Genomic DNA, 16,715 nt, shown 5'->3' with positions numbered 1-16,715 from the left:
GGCATCAGCGGTTTATGAAATCTGCAGGGGTTCTATAACGGGCTCGGCAGTTTACAGTTCCAGTGATGACTCATGGTGGGTTCTGTAGTGCAGTTGCATCGTCCAGAGGGTAGAAAGCGGCACTGAAGGGGCTGTGCCGAGCGCAATTGGCGCTGTCATGATGCATCATTTGAGACAACGCCGTCACACTCATTGATAACCTGCGCAACATCGGCAACCACCAATCGTCCTCTTCGGCCGAGTGTTGGCAAGGCAGCCAAAGGCCGCCTCGCCGAGGCTTGTCAATTACCGGATCTCATCGCAAGGGCAAATAACCTGGCCTGCCGGTCGGCGAACGCGCGCGGGTTGGCTGGTTTGTCCCCGTCAAGGATGCGGGCTTCGTCAAGCAAAAGCCACGCAGCATCCTCGCGAAACGCTTGATCGTCTATTGAAGCAATGTTTTTCACAAGTTCGCTCTGCCCATTGATCTCCAGGATCGGCTTCGACGTTGTTTGCAACCGCCCGGCGCCTTTCAGGAGTTTTTCGAGTTGGCGGTCGGGGCCATAATCCGACGCGACAAGGCAGACCGCACTTTCGGTCAACCGATCAGAAATACGCACGTCCGCAACCTCCTCACCGAGGGCGCTTCGCGCGAAATCGATGAAGGCTCCGACCTCGGGAGAAGCTTGGCGGCCAGCCTCATCAGCGCCCCCCTCCCCGGTAACAGTGTTCAGATCGGCAAGACCTTGGGTGACAGATTTAAATGGCTTGCCTTCAAAATCTGGCACATTGGTCGGCCAAAAGTTATCGACACCATCTGTAAGCAGGAGGACTTCGATCCCTTTGGCCCGGAAACCCTCAAGGTGCGGCGACGATTTCAGCTGGTCCAAAGTGGAGCCGCTAATATAGTAGATCGCCGATTGTCCTTCCTTCATCGTGGCCAGGTAGTCAGCCAGGCTGCGTGTCGCCTCGCCCGATGCGGTGCTGCGGAAGCGTGCCAGCTTCAGCAACTGTGAGCGCCGTTCGAAGTCCTCGTAGATGCCTTCCTTGAGAATAGCCCCGAACATATCCCAGAACTTGGCAAACGTCTCGCCGTCGTGCTCGGCCATCTTCTCCAGCGCGGAAAGGATCCGGCTCGTCACGCCCTTTTTGATGGCCGCGAGGACCGGACTTTCCTGGATCATCTCGCGGGAGATGTTGAGCGGCAGATCCGAAGTATCAACGATGCCACGGACGAAGCGCAGATAGCGCGGTAGCAGTTCGGCATCATCGGTTATGAAGACGCGCTTCACATAGAGCTTCATCCGACCATGTCGGTCCGGATCAAACACATCGAATGGCTGAGAACCGGGTATAAAGGCAAGAGTCGTATATTCGTGTCGGCCCTCAGCGCGGAAATGGACGTTACTCAGCGGCTCGTCGTACTGGCCTGAAACGCTCCGATAGAAATCGACATAATCCTGCTTGGATATTTCGTTCTTCTGCTTGATCCAGAGCGCTGCACCATCGGATACCTGTGAGGGCTCGGCACCCTCCTTCTCGACCAGACGGATAGGTACGGGGACGTGGCCGGACTGGTTTCGAATGATCTCCTCCACCGTCCATTTGCTCGTATATTTCTTTGCATCTTCCAAGAGATGTAACACGACGCGAGTACCGCGTGTCGGTGCTTGTCCCGGATCGACCGCAGCAATGTCATAGCTTCCTTTGCCGTCGGATGACCATTTCCAGGCCTCGTCCTTGCCGGCGCGGCGCGAGATTACTTCGACCCGGTGAGCGACCATGAACGATGAATAGAAGCCGACGCCGAACTGGCCGATCAGTTGCGCCTTCTCTCCAGCTTTGGCCGCCTCAAGCCGATCCATGAATGCTTTTGTCCCCGAGCGCGCGATCGTACCGAGCGCGTCGATCATCTCGTCGCGGTCCATGCCGATGCCGCTGTCTTCGACAACGAGTGTCTGCGCCTCTTCATTGAGCGTCACGAGAATTCCCGGCTGGATCCCATCGGCCGAGAGTTGCGGCTGGGAAATCGACTCATACCGCAGCTTTTCGCAGGCATCCGCCGCGTTCGAGATCAATTCGCGCAGGAATACATCTTTGTCCGAGTAGACCGAATGCACCATCATGTGCAGAAGTCGGCTGACATCGGCTTCGAATACGTGTTGCTCGGGCTGGCGCTCTTGTACGGTCGTCATTGATACCTCCATTGCACATAAATCGCCGGTCAAATGGTTTTTCCGGAGTCATATTTCAAGCGCTATCCAGCGCTTGCGCCAGCGTTCCTGGATCGTCTTTCGACTAGATTGTTTCCGATTTTCAGTTTCAGTGAGCCTTTGAGATTGCGCCAACAACCTCCGCGCAAATAGTGCTGCGAAAAAAGATGACATTCGGTAGGTTTTTCCCGGTAAATCAGCGGAGATACAACCGTTACCTAACGAAACTCCGGCGCAATGATGACTGGACACTCACGCGGTCCATAAATTCCCCCTCAACTTGTGAAGTCTTGACCGTTTCATCGCCCAGCAACTCGATACAACGTTGTTTGCTGTTGTCCTCGTTGAAATGGCGAACAGCACCGATAACCTCGCCGTTCCTGAGAACGGGCGTCTGCCCCATCCTATCGGTCCACATTGCAGATGCGGTAAAGTTGGGCCGCAAATTCGTCTTGAAGCCCTGCCCGGCCATTGTCCGACAGCGTCAGAAATCGAAGCGCGGGAGATATGGAAGACAGACATTCAAACAGGGCGGCTTCCAGACACTCGATGCCTGACGCATTGCCGACATGTCAGCAACCGCGATCTTTCCACCACTGCGAGCCTTAGAAATATCGAAATTGCCGCTGCTCCTTCAGCGCCCGCGCCCAGAACGCGCGCCCTCCCGATAAGCCCGCTGTTCCGCAGCCATGGGAGATTGAAGGCACCATAGCAGGTCAGACCGGTCATTGCGCTGACCTGGCGGCGCGTGGCGGGAGTAAATATCCCCGCCACATGCCGCCCTGATGATCCATCAGAAAACTTTCGTCAATGAAACGGCGAATGTGCGTCCGCGTCCCTTGTAGTCGAACACGGCTTCATTGGCCAAAGCCCCATAAAGCGCGTTGGCGCGCGCGCCCCATATGGTTGTGTAATCCTTGTCGAACAGGTTCATCACGCCGAAGCGAAGCGTTGTGTCCTGCGCTTCGAAGCGATAGGCACCCGTTAGATCGAACAGGGTGTAACCATCAATCTTCCGGCTGTCGTCGTCGCTGAGATTGAAGGCATGTTGCCCAGCCAGCTTGATGTTGAAGTTGTCTTTCGTCCAGCCAATATAACTGCCGAGCTTGGAAACACTGGCGGTACCGATGCTTTCCTTCTCCCAGTTACCGTCAGACTTGATTTCCGACTTCACCCAGTGACCGGATGCGCCAACATCAAACCCGTAATCCAGTGTCGCGCTGGCGCTGGCCTCCAGACCATAGACACGTCGCTCACGATCAACGACATCAACAGCCAGGGTCGTGCGGTTCAACTCGATGGATCGGTTGGAGAGCGAGTAATATGCCGCGGTCTGGAAGCTGAAGCTATCGTCATTGAAACGATAACCGACTTCAAAAGAGTTGGTCTTGATCGCCTGGAGTGCGGAGTCGGCAACATTGACGCTGTCCAGGAGGACGTAGCGGCCCCCGACAAGCCTATAGCTACCGATCCCGTAGTATTTTGCCGGGTCAGGAAGCTCGAAACCCTGGCCGAAATTGGCATAGATTTGCTGCGTATCGGTCAGCTCATAGGTCGCGCCGGCGTTAAACAGAGCCGCATCGTAGCTGACTTCCCCGCCGGGAATGGGATCCACAGAGGAGCCGACCCGGTTGAGAACGGCGACCTGCTGTGCCGCGCCGGCGAAGCTCGATACGTCGGTGGTGACATATTGATAACGCACACCACCGTTGACCGTCAGCCGGTCCGTCGCCTCATAAGATCCCTGGATGAAACCGGCCAGGGTCGAGACATCGATGTCGGGATAAAGCCCGGTAATGCCGCGTGTCCTGAAGTCCATCGCACCGGTCGTCGCGACTGTCGGGAAATCGAAGACGTTCTGTTTGGAACTCAGCGAATCCCGGTCGGCGTCGATGCCATATGTCACCTTAAGCCCGTCCAGCGGCTCCGAGATCATCGCTGCCTTCAGGCTATAGTAATCGGTATCCTGCGAGCTGCCGCCGAAATAGACGAAGGGGGAGAAAATCGCACTACCGGGAAACGGGTGGAACCGGATTTCTTCCCGCCGGAAACTGCCCTGCAGAAGCAGTTCCTGCCCCAGGAAATCATTGTCGGTGTAAGTCGCGTTTACCATGGTACGGCGCGTGCGCGGGTCGAAATCCGATCGGTATCCGTCCCGCGTTTCAACCAGGTTGGAATTGCGGATCCCGGCAAGGCCTGCGCCAAGATAAAGCCCGAACGGCGAATCCTGGGCGCTGTCATAAAACTGGCCGGACACCTCAAGGCGCCTGTCGTCATCGATCTGCAAACCGACACTACCCATGAAATCGATGCGCTTGTTGAATGCTGTGGAAGTCTGGGTAATATCGGGGGTGAGCATCGTGCCGGAGCCGTCGTAAAAGCCTCCCGTCTGGTTGCCGGCGATGGAGAAACGCGCATCCCAGTTTTCGCTGTTATAGGTCACGGCACCTGCACCGTTGCGGTCAAGGTCACGGGTACGGCCAAAGCCACTGCCAAGGCCCGCCGTCACTTCACCGCGCAAACCGTCCGGCGCATCTTTCCCCTTCTTCGTGATGATGTTGATGACACCACCTGTTGCATTGCCGCCGTAGATTGCCGTCGCGCCAGACAGAACCTCGACACGCTCGACATTGAACGGATCGATTGAATCGAATTGGCGGCTCAGGGAGCGCGCCGAGTTCATCGAAACACCATCGATGAGAATGAGGGCCGTGCGTCCCCGCAGGTTCTGGCCATAGGCTGTGCGCGCACCTTCGCTGGCGGGGTCGAAACTTGGAACTCTCTCAGCAAGAATCTGCTGAAGCGACTTGCCCGAACGGGCTTCGGCCTCGATGGCCTGTGCATCAACGACATAAATCGTTCGCGCCGTCCGCGAGATTTGCTGGGGTATACGGTTGCCACTTACAACGATCGGCTCCAGCACCGTAGAACCATTGTCTGATTGCGCGTTCTGAGACGTATCCTGCGCCTGAACGGCGTTGTTGCCGCCCCCGATTGCGACGACGATAGCCACAAGACTAACGCCGACATTCCACTTTCCGATCATGTCGCCCCCAATGCGCAAAAAATATCTTCCAAGTCGTCCCTCGGAAAATACAAGACTGTTTTGATCATGTTTTATGCGCTATGAAACCGCCGGGCTTGGATGGGAACGAACCCGATTTGGATAGATGCGAACATCAACAGCAAAGACAGGTTTGATTTTTCATGGAAGTAGTCCGCCCCCTGAAACTTGGAACCCTCTCGCTACCTGATCCAGAAAGCAGACTGGTCTGCCGCACAATCCTTCTGGACATGTTGGGAGAAGCAACGATCACCGTTGAAGACGGTGATCTGGCGGGTGTTACCGGCCTTGTCTGGAAACACGAAAACCTTTCTCTCGCAACCGTTTACCTGCCCAAAACACCCTTGCGACTGACAGCTCATGGGATCGGCAGGCCTGATATCGCGATGTTGCGTGCAACTGACGGAACCTTAATCGTCCATCATCGCAAGCACACTTTCGAACTGGAACCCCGTGATGTCATCATCCTTCCCACGGATATGGCATCGGAAATTATTTTGCCAGAAGGCGGGCGCCTCGACTGCGCCCATCTTCCCCATGCCGCCCTCACCCTTGCACGAAAGTCGATCGACCGGATCTTGTTGCGGCCCTTTTCAGCAGAATGCCTGCCATTGCAGTTGTTGACCCACTATGCAGGATATCTTCTTCAACAGGACCATCAGGACAAAGAGCATGCCACCATGATGGTGGCGCACTTCTACTCCCTGCTTCCCGTTCTCGCCCGATATGGGAACGAGGTTGCGCCTTCGGCAGTTCCGCAAAACCGCATTGAAGCGATCAAGGCGATGGTTGAGGAAAATCTTGCCGACGGTGCGTTTTCGATCGCTGATGTGGCGCGCACCGAAGGCATCACACCGCGCGCGATCCAGAAACTTTTCAGTCGGACAGGCACGACCTTTTCGCGCTACGTGCTGGAGCGGCGGCTGGTGCTCGCCAAGAGCCTGATTCTTGCCGAGAACACCGCAACTCCGATCAGCCAGATCGTTTACAGCGTCGGTTTCAACGACCTGTCATATTTCAATCGCACCTTCCGCAGTCGCTACGGAATACGCCCTACAGACCTGCGCCGCATGACGGCGCCTGACGAGGCAAAAAACCTGTGAGGAATTAAGGCGTCTCGTGACACCGCTGGAAAGCGTCACTCCGGCCGCTTGTCATCATCGCCGTAACGACGCGCCTGAACCGCGTCCGATCCTTCCAAGGAACCAGACGGAAAGTCCCATTCCGACAAGCGAAAGAACTGTTGCCGTCGAAAACAGCGCGGAATAACCCATCCGGTCGGCAACCAGGCCGGCTGCGGATGCACCAACCATGTAGACGACCAGTTCGGCACAGGTGAGAATGGTAAAATCCGTTCCTGGCTGATCGTCCGAAGAGTTCTTCATGAAGAATGAATAGATGGCTACCAGCTCCATGTAGCGGATCAGCGTCTGGAATGCCGAGGCCGACATCGCCACCCACATGCCGGGCCAGACGCCGGACGCATTCAGCGTGAAGGCGAGGAAGCACAAGCTTCTGAGGCCACCCAGCAGGATGAGCGTTGTCGTCAGGCCAACCTTGCGGATAATGGAGGCAGCGATACCCACGCCGATCAGGCCCGCAGTTGCCGCCGCTCCGCCAGAGAGGTAACCGATCCAGTCAGCCGGGACCTTGCTGTCAACCAGATAGGTGCCTTCCATCCCGCGCACGAGACCTTCGCTCGCCCGGTATGTCAGCGCAAATCCGAGGATCAGCCAGGCACTCGGACGGCGGAAGAAACCAGCAAGGCTTGCGCGCTTTTTTTCTTTGCCAACCGTGGGCGCTTCCGGCTGCATCGCCAGGGCTGCAAGAAGGGGCAGCAACGACAGCGCGGCTACCAGCAGTATCATCGTGCGCCATCCAGCGACATGAAACACCACCAGTGCCGCCGTCCCGCCAACGATTACGCCCAGCGCTACGGCACCCGCCTGCACGGCATTCCCCAGCGAGCGCGTCTTGTCGGTCAGGCATCTTACGGCGTAGCCGTCGGTTGCAATATCCTGGATTGAGGAGACAAGCGTGATCGATATGCAGATTGCAAAAAGGACCGTGGCATCGCTCGGATCCACCAGCGTCATGGAAGCGATACCGGCGCTGACGAGAAGCTGGGTCGGCACAACCCAGCCGCGGCGATGGCCAAGCTTGGGTAACGGAGACCATCGATCCACCAACGGTGCGACCGCAAATTTCAGGATGAGCGGCAGCATCAGCAGCGAGAATAGCCCGATAGACGTGCGCGATGCCCCACTCTCACGCATGATCGGCGGCAGGGCCACCAAAAGCAGATACGTCGGTATCCCCTGAGCGAGGTAAAGACCGCCCAGCACATACATCAACCGCCGCTCGAACGTCGAAGTCGAAGTCGAAACGGTGTCGCCAGGAATCGCGTCGTCGATTTGGGCCATTGCAAGAACCGAATTCATGAGCCCGGAACACCACAGACCCAGGTAAGGTTTTCAGCGCTTCAAACGCCGGTCTGTCCCGGAGCGTAAACAGGAGTATTTTTTAATCGTCTTTATCTCACCGGCAAGCAAATGCTTGGATATGGGCGAACCCGAATAGGACAATTGCGAACAGCCGCTCGATGCGACAGAGCTGAAGCAACAAATGCAGCGGCCGGCTGCCACCCCCCTCGCAAGACTGGTTCAGGGACATGGAGATGCCAGTTTTGTTGTGAGCGAAGAGGCCGACATATCGAAGCGGCGGTGATACGATAAAAACCGATTGCAGCCCCAGGGATCGATGATATCTCGGCGCGACCACCATTAAATGGACTTAACCGGCACTCCTCCAATGACAGACTTGGCTCTTATGCGCGCGGCCTTTCGGTAGGCCCGGGGCGTGAGCCCCATCTCCATCCGGAAATAGCGATTGAAGTTCGACAGGTTGTTGAAGCCCGCCTCGAAACAGATATCGGTGATCGATATTTCGGTCTCCGCGAGAAGGGTTCTTGCTCGCCAGACGCGGACGGATCGGCTGTAGTCAGAAAAGTTCATGCCGGTTAGACGCCGAAAGGCACGCGAGAAGGCGGACGGCTCGAAACCAACCATCGCAGCCACTTCATGCATCTGCGCACCAGGATCCGATTGCAGGATCTGGATTGCCTGGTCGATCCGGCGGTGTCTGCGGTCCGACACCTGGTTATAGACCGCTATGAAGTGTTCGCTGGCGAGCAACCTCTTTTCGGTGGCCGCTTCGATTGCCTCCAGTATCTCTAAAAACAGCCCGAGCCCACCACGGTGTCCCACCGCGTGAAGCTCGAGAATCTTCGCTCCAATCAAGAGCGCGTCGGCGCCCAGAACCTCGATCCCCCGTTGGGCCAGAGGCTTCAGCCGGTGGAGCACTTCGAACTCAGGGCATACTGCGCGAATACCGATCAGGGCATCCGCGTCGAATTGCAGGACCATGTCTCGGCCTGGCAAAGCCGGTGCACCGGGTGTGATCCAGTTGTGCGGCAGATTTGTCCCGGTGAGCACCAGATGCCCGGGCCGAAACGGGCCGATATAGTCCCCCACATAAGCAAATCCTGAAGCGTCAGGGATGAAGTGAATCTCCCATTCGGGATGATAGTTCCAGATGCAGATCGGATTGGGATAGTCGTCCCTCCGGATCAGATAGGAAGCGCCTCCGGGTAAGACGATCTGCTCGCGCGTGGCGGTGAAAGTCTCAGAGACTGTTTGAGGAAAGTCTGATGCAATAGGCATTCAATTGCTCATGTTACAGCGCACAAATGTCAATATAATACTAGTTCTGTGACGGAGGCAAACTAGTACGCGCCCGTCGCTTGCGTAAATGTGGGCTGGTCGATGGCAAGGGAGTTGCCATTCAGGGAGGACATCATGACACTCAACGCTCTCCGCGCCGGTTGCGCGGTTATCGCCATATTTGCAGCATCCAGCGCTTTTGCCGCCGCACAATGCACCAGCGACGTGCGTGTCCTGGCGCAGCCGCGCGATGGACTGACCCTTCTCGAAAAATATGTCGATGAGTTCGAAGAGCTCTCCGGCGCAGGCTTCGAGATCAGTTATCTCAACGAGAACGATCGCCGCGCGAAGTCGCAGGCCGACGCCTCGACGGTCGGAAGCTTCAACGTGTATTATGTTGACGAAGCCAATCTGGCGCTTTTTGCCTCGTCTGGCTGGATCGTCCCGCTTGATGGCTTTTATCCATCCGAATACGACTACAAAGACTTCGACGCCGGTATGCGCGCAGCTGCGACCTATGACGGCAAAGAGTGGTTTGCGCCTGTGCAGGGCGGTGGCGACCTGATGGTCTACCGTACCGACCTCCTGGAAAAGGCAGGCATCGCGCCGCCGAAGACCTGGGACGAATATTTTGCAGCCGTGCAGAAGCTGCATGATCCGGCCAACGGCGTCTACGGCACTGCGCTTCGCGGACAGCGCGGTTCAGGCGCCAACGTCTGGCGCTGGATGCCGTTCTTCAAAGCAAACGGCGGCGAGTGGTTCAAGGACGGCAAGCCGGCCTTCAATTCGGATGCCGCGGTAAAGGCGACCGAAACCTATCTCGAACTCTTCAAATATTCGGCGCCGGGCACGCAGACCGGCTCTTGGGACGAGTCCACCGGCGCCTTCCGCTCCGGCAAGGTGGCGATCATCATCGAATCCGCACCCCTTGGCGGCATGTCCGTCGACAAGGCACAGAGCCAGGTTGCAGACAAGGTTGCGTTCTCCGTTCCGCCGTCGCCGCTGCCGGGGGCCGGTTACGCCCATGGTTTTGCAATCGCGTCCAAGGCCAACAAGACAGATGAGGAAAAGGCCTGCGCTGGTCTCTTTGTTGCCTGGGCAACATCCAAGGAACAGGAAGCCCGCCGCCTCGCCGCCGGCCAGCCGGGCGAGTTGACGCGCACAAGCACCTATCAGAGCCCGGAATACGCCAAGACCTTTGGCCAGAACCTTGCCGACGCCATGGCGGCGACCGGTCAAAAGACCACCGTCACCTTCTGGCAGGATCCGCGCTGGCAGGAATTGGGCAACCAGTGGGGCATCATGCTGGAAGAGCTGATCACCGGTAGCCGCACTGACATCAAGGCGACGCTGAACGACCTCGAAGCCTTCGCAGCCAAACTCTGACGCCTCCCAAGCCGTCTGACGGGCGCGTCTGATGACGCGCCCCCTTTTGCCAATCCGAGGATCTGCCATGCGCCGAGGCCGCTCGCTGCCTTACGTCTTTCTTGGGCCCAGTTTGGGTATCCTGATCATTCTGGCGCTCGTGCCGACGATCTACGCTATCAATATATCCCTGCAGAACCGGACCCTTTCGGCACCCGATGCAGACTATGTCTGGTTAGCCAATTATCTGGCGCTGTTTTCGGATGCCCGTTTCCTGAACGCGCTCTGGGTATCTTTCAAGTGGGAGGTCATCAGCGTCTCGTTGACCATGGTGACGGGGGTTGCGCTCGGGATTGCCATGTTCGAGGCAGCGAGCCCCCGTATGCGCAACGTCCTCTGCGTGCTCTTCATCATTCCCGTTCTCCTGCCACGCGTGTGCGCCGCTTTTGTGTGGAAGTTCGCCTTTCATCCGCTCTACGGCGCGCTGACCTGGCCGGTCAGGGAGCTCACCGGCATCACGCCCGACATTCTGTCGACGCCGCTCGGCGCCCTCCTTGCTGTTGCTTTCGTCGATGTCTGGCAATGGGGCTTGTTCTTTTCAGTGATCATCTTGAAGCTTCTCGAATCCCTGCCGCCTCAGCCGCTGGAAGCCGCACGCATAGATCGGGCGACCCGCTTCGAAATCCATCGTTTCGTGACCCTGCCGATGCTGAAAGCACCCTTGATCAGTCTGCTGCTGGTCAAGGCGATCGAGAGTCTTCGCTCCTTCGACCTCGTTTACGTCATGACGCGCGGCGGTCCCGGCATCTCAACCGAGACGCTTGACATGTATGCCTATTCCCAAGGCTTCATAGAAGCCGGCAAGATCTCCTATGCGTCCTCCATGGCCGTCATCATGATGGTCCTGACCATCGTCACCTTTACCTTTACCTGGAAGAGGCTGAACCGATGAAGATATCCACCTTTCTGCTCAGGCTTTTGTTGGTTCTTGCCGCTGCACTTGTCGTGCTGCCACTCCTATGGACCCTGCTAAACGCCTTCAAGACCAATGCCGATCTGCTGGTGTCAACGCCAAAGCTTATCTTCCAGCCTGTCTTCGACAATATGAGTTATGTGCTCAATCGCCGCTCGGTGGCGCGCGCACTTACCAATTCGTTGATCATCTGCTCGAGTGCGGTCGTGCTTGGCGCCGTACTCGGTGTACCGGCGGCCTATGTGATCGCCCGGTTCAAGAACAGGATCACGGCGGAGGCGCAGTTCTTCGTTCTGTCGCTGCGCTTTCTGCCGCCCGTCGCGATCGCTATTCCCATGCTGGTCATCTGGCTCGGTCTTGATCTCTATGACACCCGGCTGTCGCTGATCGTGACCTATCTCATTGTGACAGCCTCGATCACCATCTGGCTTTCCGTGCCGGCTTTCGAGCGTGTCAGCCTTCACGTTGAAGAAGCTGCCCGGGTGGATGGGCTTGGCCCATATGCGACCTTCTTCCGCATCGCCCTGCCGATTGCCCGTTTCCAGGTCTTCGGCGCCATTGCCTTCTCCTTCGTCCTTGTCTGGAACGAGTTCCTGCTTGCCATGATGCTCACGACCTCGAAGGCAAAGACCCTGCCGATCATCGCGTCCGAGATGTCGCAGCTCGGCATGAATGTGCCCTGGGGAATTCTGAACGCCGCCGTCGTCCTGTTGTCGCTGCCACCGCTGATCCTGCTCGGAGTGCTTGCCGGTGGCCTCAACGCCGCATTTTCCAAGAAAACTGACCAAGGTTGACTGACCCATGAAAGCACTTGTCCTCGAACATGTCGGCGAACTTTCCCTGCGCGATATCGAAATTCCTCAAGAGTTGGGGCCGGATGACGTTCGCATTCGTATCCATACTGTTGGCGTCTGCGGCAGCGACGTACACTATTACACCCATGGTCGCATCGGTGACTTCGTCGTGAACGCGCCCATGGTTCTCGGCCACGAGGCAGCAGGAACCGTCACCGAGACCGGCGCCAACGTCACCCATCTGAAGCCCGGCGACCGCGTCTGCATGGAACCGGGCATCCCCGATCCGAAATCGCGTGCGTCGCGGCTCGGCCTCTACAATGTTGATCCTGCCGTGACATTCTGGGCAACGCCGCCGGTGCACGGCGTCTTGTGCCCGGAGACAGTCCATCCGGCAAGCTTCACATACAAGCTGCCTGACAATGTCTCCTTCGCCGAAGGCGCGATGGTTGAACCATTTGCCGTGGGCATGCAGGCGGCCGCCCGGGCGAAGATCACGCCCGGCGATACGGCGGTTGTTACAGGCTGCGGAACCATCGGCATCATGGTGGCACTGGCTGCCCTTGCCGGCGGCTGCTCGCGAGTGCTGATCTCGGACATTTCCGCAACAAAACTTAAACTGGCCGAAAGTTATGGCGGCATCACTGGTATCAACCTCAAGGAGGTCGATGTCATTGAGACCGTCAACGAGGCGACAGAAGGCTGGGGAGCCGATATCGTCTTTGAATGCTCCGGCGCACCGGCCGCGGTCCGTGATCTCTTCAAGGTCGTGCGCCCGGGCGGAACAGTCGTTATCGTCGGTCTGCCGCCCGAACCCGTCGCGGTAGACCTTGCGGCGGCCTGCTTCCGCGAATGCCGTATTGAAACGGTTTTCCGCTACGCCAACGTGTTTGACCGTGCACTGGCGCTGATCGCCGCAGGCAAGGTCGACCTGAAGCCATTGGTTTCCGGCACCTATGCCTTTGATCAATCGATCAAGGCCTTCGAAAGGGCGGCCGAAGGCCGGCCAGAGGACGTAAAGCTGCAGATCGTCGTGGACGGGGAGACGAAGTGATGGCCACTGTTGAGTGCCGGGGGATCAGGAAAGTCTATGGTTCGCTTGAGGTCATGCGGGATTTTGACCTGAAGATCGACAACCACGAATTCGTCGTCTTTCTCGGCCCGTCAGGCTGCGGAAAATCCACCATGCTGCGGATGATTGCCGGGCTTGAAGAGATTTCAGGCGGGGATCTGCTCATCGGTGGCGAGCGGATGAACGATCGCGATCCGGGTGACCGGGGCATCGCGATGGTGTTCCAGAACTACGCGCTTTACCCCCATATGAGCGTGCGGGACAATATCACTTTCGGTCTCGAGAGGGCCGGAATAGGAAAAGCCGCGATCGATCAGCGCCTGGCGCCTGTGGTCGACGCGCTCGGTCTTGGCGTCTATCTTGCGCGCAAGCCGACGGAACTGTCCGGCGGACAGCAGCAGCGAGTGGCCATCGCCCGCGCCATGATCAAGACCCCGGAGGTCTTCCTGTTTGACGAACCGCTTTCAAACCTTGATGCCAAGCTGCGCGGCAGCCTGCGGGTCGAGATCGCGCGCCTCCACCGCGACCTGAAAACGACAAGCATATATGTCACTCACGACCAACTCGAAGCCATGACGCTTGCCGACCGTATTGTCCTGATGAAGGACGGCCGTATTGAGCAGATGGGCACGCCCGAAGAAATTTATCAGGCGCCTCGGACAGTGTTTGCTGCCGGCTTCATAGGCACACCGAACATGAATTTTCTTCAGTTGCAGATGACGCAGGAGTGGCTGGGCGACAATCTTGTCAGGTTTACAGCTCCGGCAGGCCTCCGTTCCGGTGAGGTTACCGTTGGAATTCGGCCCGGATCATTTCGCATAAACCAGGATGCTCAAGCCTTTCGCGGCACCGTCGAGCGGAACGAGTTCCACGGTGAGACACGTCTGATCTGCCTGAAAAACGACCGCCACGAGATCAATATTTCTGTTCCTGCGGACATAAGACCCGCCATCGGCGAGGTGCTTGGTGTTGAAGTGGCATCGTCCGACCTACACGTGTTTGATCCCGGCACGGGACTGAGGTTGATTTAAACCCACTCAGGTGGGACCTTCAATCACGTCGCGCAGGGCAACTGGACGCCTACAATCCGCCTGGCCTTTTGCGGATGGCCTGTGACCGGGGCCGCAAAACGTCCTTTAATCCTGGTAGGGTCGGTTACCCTGAAGAGACGGGCAGCGCCAAGCATTCGCGGACGAGCAATTCATTGGGATATTGAAAGAGCAGTATAGCGGCTGATATCAGCCGTAAACACGCAATATGCAGGCTGCGATTTATGACCGAACGGTTGCCATACCGAGCGGCCTTACCCGTGACGTCGGCAAGCATGACCTAAATTTCTCGGGCGGTGAAAGACGGCCAATTGCCATGGCAAGAACCTTCTTCTGGTCCTGCTCTTATTTTCCTTACTGAGGCCAGCCCAGCGTGAAACGACGGAACCGACAGCCCGTGCCGGCGACGTCACTATAACCGCGATCACCCATCGTACAGCATTAATCACTATGAAGGATCAAGTGATCAACTGAGGCGGCAGAGAGATGAGGCCGCAGCAAAAATGCGGGCGGGCATACACGAAATGGATCGGCGGATGTACTGCCCGCTGTTGATGTATTCACGCCATCAAAAGAGCAAACGAAATATTCAGTTGAACTCTCGTGAGAGTTTCAATCCGGCGGCGCTTGAAATCATCGTCGCTGTCCGTTTCGGACACATCCTGACAACGGCTCAGCATCCCCCGATTCAACGGCAGAAGTAACCCCGTAATTTTAGCGATCCGGCTGGTCGCTTAAATCTTTCTCATTCGACCAATAAATGGTCAAATCCCACAAATTGCATCGAACCAAAAGCGCGATTCTTGCAAGAAATCGAGATTGGCACGCTGTTTGCTTGTGACTGATTTGACCGTTTTGACTGATTTGACGGTTTATTCAAAATAGAAAAGGGGAACTCGATGGGTTCAGAATTCAGTCGTCGTCGCTTCCTGCAAGGATCCGCGGGCGCAGCCGCCGTCGCTGGCTACATGCAGATCAATCCTGACTTCTTCATCTCGCCGGCCTTCGCACAGGCCGGCAAGACCATGACGTTCCTGTCGGCCGAAAACATTACCGGCAACTGGGACCCGACCGCTCATACGACACTTTCTCAGAAGAATATCGAAGGTTTCGTCATGGGCTTTCTTACCCGCACGCCGATGAAACTCGATGATCCCGGCGCGGTCGTCTACGAACTGGCCACCGACATCAAGCTGCTTGACCCGCACCGGCTACAGATCAAGCTGCGCGAAGGTATCGTCTTCCATGACGGCAAGCCGTTCAAGGCGGAAGACGTCAAGGCAACCTTCGAATACGGCTCCAGGGCAGATCGTCCGGCGCAGTGGTATCCCGGCCCGACCGAGACGCTGACGATCGAAACACCGGACGATTACACCGTCATCGTCGACACATCCAAGGGCGGCTATCCGGCCCATCTCTTCATCTTTCTTGCATCCTTCCTGCCGATCATGTCGGCCAAGGATGTCGCCGGCGGCCCCGGCGGCCCGCTCTCCCAGCGGCTCAACGGCACCGGTCCTTTCAAATTCGTCGAACAGCGCGGCAACGACACCGTGATGCAAGCCTATGACGGCTACTTCAAGGGCAAGCCAGCCATTCCCGGCATCAACTTCACTTTCACAGGCGACTCCACCACCCGTATGTTGTCGCTGATGAACGGCCAGGCTTCGATCGTTGAACGTCTGGAGCCTGAACAGGTTGACACGATCAAGGACAATCCGGCGATTTTCATCAACAAGGTCGTTTCGGTCGAGAACAAGTATCTGTGGTTCCGCTGCTCGAAACCGCCTTTCGACGATCCGCGTATCCGTCTTGCCGCCTGCCATTCGATCGATCGCGACATGATCATGGAACTGATGGGCTCGGCCGGCCATGCCTCGTCGAATTTCGTCTCGCCGGTCAAATTCGGCTATGTCGATCTGGCGAACTACCCGAAATTCGACCCCGAGAAGGCCCAGGCCCTGCTCGCCGAAGCCGGTTTCCCAAACGGCAAGGGCCTGCCGCCACTTGAATACATCACGTCCGTCGGCTTCTATCCGAAGACCAAGGAATATGGCGAGATGCTGACCGCCATGCTGCAGGAGCAGGGATTTAACGTCAGCCTGACCGTGCTTGAACCTGCGGCCTGGAACGAGCAACTGTACCATCGCCCCGGCGGCGGCCCGGGCCATATGGTCGATTGCGGCTGGTCGACAGCGTCTCCGGAACCGGATCTGGTCCTGCGCACCCATTTCCATTCCACCTCGCACCGCATCTGCGGCATTGAGGACAAGGAGATCGATGCCAGCCTCGATAAGGAACGTTCGGCACCGACGCTGGAAGAGCGCAAGAAGATCCTTCAGGAAGAGACCATGCCTCTCATCACCGCCAAGATGCCGGCACTCTCGCTGTTCACATCCGTGATGATCCACGCAATGCAGAAGGACTTTGAGGGCATGTACATCTATCCCGACGGGTCGATCGACGCGGCCAAACCTGCTGCCTGAC

General features: G+C 57.3%; 12 protein-coding genes. 7 read left to right on the top strand and 5 right to left on the bottom strand.

What is annotated here, in order from left to right:
• Positions 1 to 281 precede the first annotated feature (281 nt).
• The 3 genes from htpG to rhtA all read right to left on the bottom strand — a co-directional run bounded on the left by htpG (position 282) and on the right by rhtA (position 5,238).
• A complete protein-coding gene (htpG, locus tag AC1DCP_RS22925; RefSeq protein WP_112153490.1) occupies positions 282 to 2,174 on the bottom strand; it encodes a molecular chaperone HtpG in 1,893 nt (630 codons plus the stop codon).
• 232 nt (positions 2,175 to 2,406) lie between these two features.
• Positions 2,407 to 2,595 carry a DUF4172 domain-containing protein gene (locus AC1DCP_RS22920; protein ID WP_421608578.1) on the bottom strand — a complete coding sequence of 63 codons (189 nt, stop codon included), beginning with the start codon at positions 2,593 to 2,595 and terminating at the stop codon, positions 2,407 to 2,409.
• Positions 2,596 to 2,985: 390 nt separating this feature from the next.
• Positions 2,986 to 5,238: a TonB-dependent siderophore receptor RhtA gene (rhtA, locus tag AC1DCP_RS22915; protein WP_476774652.1), complete on the bottom strand. Its 2,253-nt coding sequence runs from the start codon at positions 5,236 to 5,238 to the stop codon at positions 2,986 to 2,988.
• Between the two features lie 161 nt (positions 5,239 to 5,399).
• Between rhtA and rhrA the strand changes: the two genes are divergently transcribed.
• Positions 5,400 to 6,359, top strand: a complete 960-nt coding sequence (gene rhrA / locus AC1DCP_RS22910; RefSeq protein ID WP_173998653.1) for a rhizobactin biosynthesis transcriptional regulator RhrA — start codon at positions 5,400 to 5,402, stop codon at positions 6,357 to 6,359.
• A 54-nt stretch (positions 6,360 to 6,413) separates the two neighbouring features.
• On the opposite strand, the gene AC1DCP_RS22905 is transcribed toward rhrA, so the two are convergent.
• Together AC1DCP_RS22905 and AC1DCP_RS22900 are read right to left on the bottom strand one after the other, a co-directional pair.
• Positions 6,414 to 7,697, bottom strand: a complete 1,284-nt coding sequence (locus AC1DCP_RS22905) for a RhtX/FptX family siderophore transporter (RefSeq protein ID WP_019565888.1) — start codon at positions 7,695 to 7,697, stop codon at positions 6,414 to 6,416.
• A gap of 342 nt (positions 7,698 to 8,039) precedes the next feature.
• Complete coding sequence (locus tag AC1DCP_RS22900; RefSeq protein ID WP_013637579.1) at positions 8,040 to 8,978, bottom strand: AraC family transcriptional regulator; 939 nt, start codon at positions 8,976 to 8,978, stop codon at positions 8,040 to 8,042.
• Between the two features lie 135 nt (positions 8,979 to 9,113).
• Between AC1DCP_RS22900 and AC1DCP_RS22895 the strand changes: the two genes are divergently transcribed.
• The 6 genes from AC1DCP_RS22895 (at position 9,114) to AC1DCP_RS22870 (ending at position 16,714) form a co-directional block, all read left to right on the top strand.
• Complete coding sequence (locus AC1DCP_RS22895) at positions 9,114 to 10,364, top strand: ABC transporter substrate-binding protein (protein WP_013637578.1); 1,251 nt, start codon at positions 9,114 to 9,116, stop codon at positions 10,362 to 10,364.
• Between the two features lie 67 nt (positions 10,365 to 10,431).
• Positions 10,432 to 11,295: a carbohydrate ABC transporter permease gene (locus tag AC1DCP_RS22890; RefSeq protein WP_003516941.1), complete on the top strand. Its 864-nt coding sequence runs from the start codon at positions 10,432 to 10,434 to the stop codon at positions 11,293 to 11,295.
• On the top strand, positions 11,292 to 12,110 hold the full coding sequence (locus tag AC1DCP_RS22885) for a carbohydrate ABC transporter permease (protein ID WP_003516943.1): 819 nt from the start codon (positions 11,292 to 11,294) through the stop codon (positions 12,108 to 12,110). Before AC1DCP_RS22890 ends, AC1DCP_RS22885 begins: the two co-directional genes overlap by 4 nt.
• 7 nt (positions 12,111 to 12,117) lie before the next feature.
• Positions 12,118 to 13,164 (top strand): NAD(P)-dependent alcohol dehydrogenase, encoded by a 1,047-nt coding sequence (locus AC1DCP_RS22880; RefSeq protein WP_035200777.1) that lies wholly within the window; start codon positions 12,118 to 12,120, stop codon positions 13,162 to 13,164.
• Positions 13,164 to 14,213 carry an ABC transporter ATP-binding protein gene (locus AC1DCP_RS22875; RefSeq protein WP_003516945.1) on the top strand — a complete coding sequence of 350 codons (1,050 nt, stop codon included), beginning with the start codon at positions 13,164 to 13,166 and terminating at the stop codon, positions 14,211 to 14,213. The genes AC1DCP_RS22880 and AC1DCP_RS22875 overlap by 1 nt, the downstream gene beginning before the upstream one ends.
• A 917-nt stretch (positions 14,214 to 15,130) precedes the next feature.
• Complete coding sequence (locus AC1DCP_RS22870; RefSeq protein WP_025591696.1) at positions 15,131 to 16,714, top strand: ABC transporter substrate-binding protein; 1,584 nt, start codon at positions 15,131 to 15,133, stop codon at positions 16,712 to 16,714.
• Position 16,715: the final 1 nt, after the last annotated feature.

This window comes from Agrobacterium sp. 10T429 (assembly GCF_056393925.1).
Note: the sequence above shows the minus strand (reverse complement) of the source record. Positions and strands in the feature narration are given on the sequence as shown.